This window comes from Falsigemmobacter intermedius (assembly GCF_004054105.1).
GTDB classification, from domain to species: domain Bacteria; phylum Pseudomonadota; class Alphaproteobacteria; order Rhodobacterales; family Rhodobacteraceae; genus Wagnerdoeblera; species Wagnerdoeblera intermedia.
In genome coordinates, this window is the sequence record NZ_SBLC01000082.1 from 872 (window position 1) to 4,955 (window position 4,084).

At 62.3% G+C, this 4,084-nt stretch carries 6 protein-coding genes; all 6 read right to left on the reverse strand.

Going from position 1 to position 4,084, the window contains the following annotated elements:
• Positions 1-75: 75 nt before the first annotated feature.
• A complete protein-coding gene (gene tnpC / locus EP867_RS18770) occupies positions 76-1,641 on the reverse strand; it encodes an IS66 family transposase (RefSeq protein WP_128490973.1) in 1,566 nt (521 codons plus the stop codon).
• 66 nt (positions 1,642-1,707) lie between these two features.
• A complete protein-coding gene (gene tnpB / locus EP867_RS18775; RefSeq protein ID WP_128490974.1) occupies positions 1,708-2,061 on the reverse strand; it encodes an IS66 family insertion sequence element accessory protein TnpB in 354 nt (117 codons plus the stop codon).
• On the reverse strand, positions 2,061-2,477 hold the full coding sequence (gene tnpA, locus EP867_RS18780) for an IS66-like element accessory protein TnpA (RefSeq protein ID WP_128490975.1): 417 nt from the start codon (positions 2,475-2,477) through the stop codon (positions 2,061-2,063). Before tnpA ends, tnpB begins: the two co-directional genes overlap by 1 nt.
• A gap of 291 nt (positions 2,478-2,768) precedes the next feature.
• Positions 2,769-3,398 carry a DDE-type integrase/transposase/recombinase gene (locus tag EP867_RS18785; protein WP_164888956.1) on the reverse strand — a complete coding sequence of 210 codons (630 nt, stop codon included), beginning with the start codon at positions 3,396-3,398 and terminating at the stop codon, positions 2,769-2,771.
• On the reverse strand, positions 3,341-3,838 hold the full coding sequence (locus EP867_RS18790) for a helix-turn-helix domain-containing protein (RefSeq protein ID WP_128490977.1): 498 nt from the start codon (positions 3,836-3,838) through the stop codon (positions 3,341-3,343). The genes EP867_RS18785 and EP867_RS18790 overlap by 58 nt, the downstream gene beginning before the upstream one ends.
• The coding region (locus tag EP867_RS20110; RefSeq protein ID WP_206616385.1) for a hypothetical protein at positions 3,835-4,084 on the reverse strand (250 nt) is incomplete at its 5' end. The genes EP867_RS18790 and EP867_RS20110, both read right to left, overlap by 4 nt.

Here is a 4,084-nt window from a genome sequence, read left to right on the forward strand (position 1 = left end):
ACCAACGTGCCCTTTGTGGCACATCGTGCCCATTGCGGCCCAACGCGCCCTTTGTGTAAGCGCGACGTCATGACCCTATGCGGCGAGGCTTGACGGCTGGTTGAAGCGCCATGGCATGAGGTCTTCGATACCGCTTTTCGGGAGACCGTCGAGGATGGCGCGCAGGGCGGCGGCGATGTAGTCGACCGGGTTTACGTTCGACATCTTACAGGTGGCGACCAGCGAGGCCAGCATGGCCCAATTCTCGGCGCCGATTTCATTCCCTGCAAATAGGGCATTTTTTCTCGTCAGGGCGATCGGGCGGATCTGGTTTTCGACCGGGTTCGTGTCGGGCTCCAGCGTGCCCTCGTCCAGAAAGCGGATCAAACCGGGCCAATGCCCCAGCGTGTAGCGGATGTCCTCAGCCAGCTGGGATTTCTGCGGGATGCGCGAGAGCTGGGCTTCCAGCCATGGCTTGAGCGCGGCAATGATCGGGGCTGAATGCTCTTGCCGAGCGGCAAGGCGCACAGCCGCATCCTTGCCGCGCACGGACTTCTCGATCTGATAGAGCAGTGCGATCTGGCGCAGCATTTCTTCAGCGATGGGAGAGCCGTCGCTCTCGAAGCGCTTGACGAAGCGGCGGCGGACATGCGTCCAGCAATAGACCAGTTGCCACGGGCCATTGTCGCGCGCGACTTCCGTCATCGCATTGTAGGATTGATAGGCGTCGCATTGCAGGAAGCGGCCCCTGTATCCGGCCAGAAAGTTCAGCGGATGCGCCTTGCCCCGGCCGGGGGCGTAGTGGAACAGCACGATGGGTGGGCCCGCACCGCCGTGCCCGCGATCATCGGACACGACGGCCCAGAAGAAGCCGCTCTTGGTGGTCTTTCGGCCCGGGTCCAGCACCGGAGCGCGGGTTTCATCCACGAAGATGCGGTCTGCGCCGCGCAGATGTGCCCGCATATGGTTGATGACGGGCATCAGGTGGAAACAGGCACGCCCGACCCAGTTGCCGAGCGTGCCCCGGTCCAGGCTGATCCCTTGCCGCTTGAAGATTTCGGCTTGCCGGTAGAACGGAAGGTGGTCGCCGAATTTCGCTACGATGATCCAGGCGATGAAGAGTTCCGTGGGCAGCCCACCGGGCACGACATGTTCGGGCGCATGCCCCTGCGCCACGGCTTGCGAGCAGCGGCGGCAGGCGTATTTCGGGCGCCGCGTGACCAGCACCCGGAACTGGGCTGGGATCACGTCTAGCCGTTCGGACACGTCTTCCCCGATCATGGCCATCTCGCCGCAACCGCAGGGGCAAAGCGTGCTGGCAGGCTCAATCACGCGTTCGACGCGCGGCAGATGGGATGGCAGATGCCCGCGGTTGCGCTTGGGCTTGCGCGGCTCCTCACCACGTGCCCTGTGCATCGCTGCTTCGGCCTTCTCCTGCGCCGCCTCCAGCACGCCTTGGGCGAACTCGGCATCTTCGAGGGAAAGGTTCAACTGATCGAGTGACAGCTTCTCAGAGCTTTTGCCGAACCTTTCGCGCTGCGCCGTGCGCAGGATATCCTGTAGCCGCCGGTTGGCCTCTTGCGTCTCGGCAAGCATCGCTTCCACCTCGGCAAGGCGGGCTTTCAGCAGAGCATTTTCGCGCGCAAGATCAGCGGACTCCATGAGGGAAGTGAATCACAGGATGCCCTGTCAGGCCAGTAAAAACAGGCCTTTTGACACAATTTCCGGTCATCCAGCCACTAGCGGGCGCCGCGCCCGCTCCGGTCGGACTAACCGCCAATCCACGCCCTCAAAAAGGGCCGCGAACTGGGCGCTGGACATGCGCATGACGCCGTCGCGCACCTGTGGCCAGACGAATTTTCCGCCTTCCAGCCGCTTGTGGACCAGCACCATGCCGGTCTGATCCCAGATCAACAGCTTGATCCGGTCTGCCCGTTTCGCGCGGAACACAAAGGCTGCCCCACAGAACGGATCCATCCCGAACATCTCCTGCACCGCCAATGCCAGGCCATCGATGCCCTTGCGGAAATCCACCGGCCGGGTCGCCACGAAGACCTTCACCGGTCCACCATAACTGAACATCACGATGCTGCAGCCCGTGCCGCGCGGATCGCACGTCTCAGTTGCTCCTCATCGGCACCAGCGCCAGCACGGATCACGATATCGCCGATAACGATCTCAAGATCGGACCTTGTGACAGCCGCCGACGCCTCAGCCGTGCGGTCATCAACCACCAGTTCCGCGAAGATCGGCAAGGCCGCAATGCTCTTGGGCACTACAAGGTTGCCTTTGCGTATCCGCTTGCGCCAATCGTAAATCTGCCAGCGGGTCGTGCCATGCTTGCGCGCAACATCGGCCACCGTCACGCCGGGCATCATGCTTTCTGCCGCGATCCGCGCCCGCTCCGCCTTCGTGCGCCTCCGCCGACCACTCGGCCCCTCAATCACCTCAAGCCGGGAAACTCCACCCCCCCTTGAGCCGTCCAAATGGACGCCCATTTTGCCGTCTACTTCCAAGATCCAAACCCTCCGTTACGCGCATGCGCACAGAATGGCCGGATCAAGTCAGAAATGGCAGAAGGGGATCGGCGTCGCGCTTACCCCTTTGTGGCCCAACGCGCCCTTTGTGACCCAAAGGGCTTTCCCAAGATCAGAGTATTCTGCATATACCGGAAGTGACACAGGCCAGTTTGATACTGCGTCAGGAGCCGTGCAGCGGCGACCCGATGTGTAAGTCAGATGCCACTGAGCAGTGAGCGGTATTTGTCAAAGAAGTTGTCCGGCCTTTTGTTAAGCGGCGTCTCTAATTCCTGCCGCTGAGACATCACGTTCCGGGTTGAGCCAGACTGGTCCGATGGGTTGCCAGTTGCGGGCCTTTCCTGTCCAGCGCTGAGGATTTGCGGCGCGGGCATTTGCATAGAGATCAGCGCTCTTTGCCAGCATCCGGAGCTCTTCTCCTGTGTGGCGGCTATTGGGAGTGACGAAGCACAGTGCGCTGTGGAGGTGCTCGGCGTTATACCAATTCACGAAAGCCTTGACCCAAACCTGTGCCTGCGCCTTGTCGGCAAAGCCCGTGCGGGGCCATGCCGGGCGATATTTGCAGGTGCGGAAGAGTGCTTCGGAGAAAGGGTTATCGTTGCTGACACGTGGGCGCGAGTAGGATGCAATGATGCCCAGACGTTCCAGCGTCGTCTTCATAGTGACTCCCTTCATGGGCGCGCCGTTATCGGCGTGCAGAACTTTCGGTCTGGCAATACAGGCCTCGGCCCAGACCGCGCGCTGGATGACGCCTGCGGCTAATTCGGCGCGCTCCATCTCGTGGACCTCCCAGCCGACGATCTTGCGGCTGAAGATGTCGAGGATCAGAAGAGGTAAAAGAAGCTGCCCGCGATCGGCCCTGGCATCCAGGTGATATCCCACGTCCAGATCTGGCAAGGGCCGGTGGCTTGATAACTGGTGGGCGGATTGAGCCGTCTCGGGGCCCGGCTGCGACCACGGTGATGCTGCTGGCCATGGGCGTGTATCACGCGGTAGAAGCTGGATTCCGAGGCGATATAGCGCCCCTGATCGGCCAGCCGCGGCACGATCTGGCTGGGGGGCAGGCTGGCGAATTCCGAAGAATTACAGACAGATAGGATCTCCACGCATTCTTCGTCGCTGAATTTGTTCGCGGGCGCCGGGCGCAGCGCACCTGGCCTGCGGTCAGCGTGGACGTCGCCCGCAGGCAGGCCCTGACGCCAGCGGCGGAGGGTGCGCTCGCTGATCTGAAGCGCAGCGCAGGCCCTGGTGCGGCGCGCGCCGGCGGCCATGGCCTCGTCGATCAGCAGGGCGGTTGTCTTGCGATCCGGGGAGCTGATCATTCGCCCTCTTCCTCGCCGCCACACACCCGGGATTCACTGCCAGAACCCGCGCAGCAAGCGTATGGATGGCGGGCTGATGCGCCGCAGATCGCAGCGTTCCACAAGAAGTTCACCACGGTCACGACGCTTCGGCCGGGGAACACCCTCAGCCAGTATGATGTTGTGAAGATGTTGCGGCGCTCTGGTCGTGTCGCGAAGGCTGTGGAAATTCCCTGGCGGCTTGCTCCGGGCATGTGAAATTGGCGC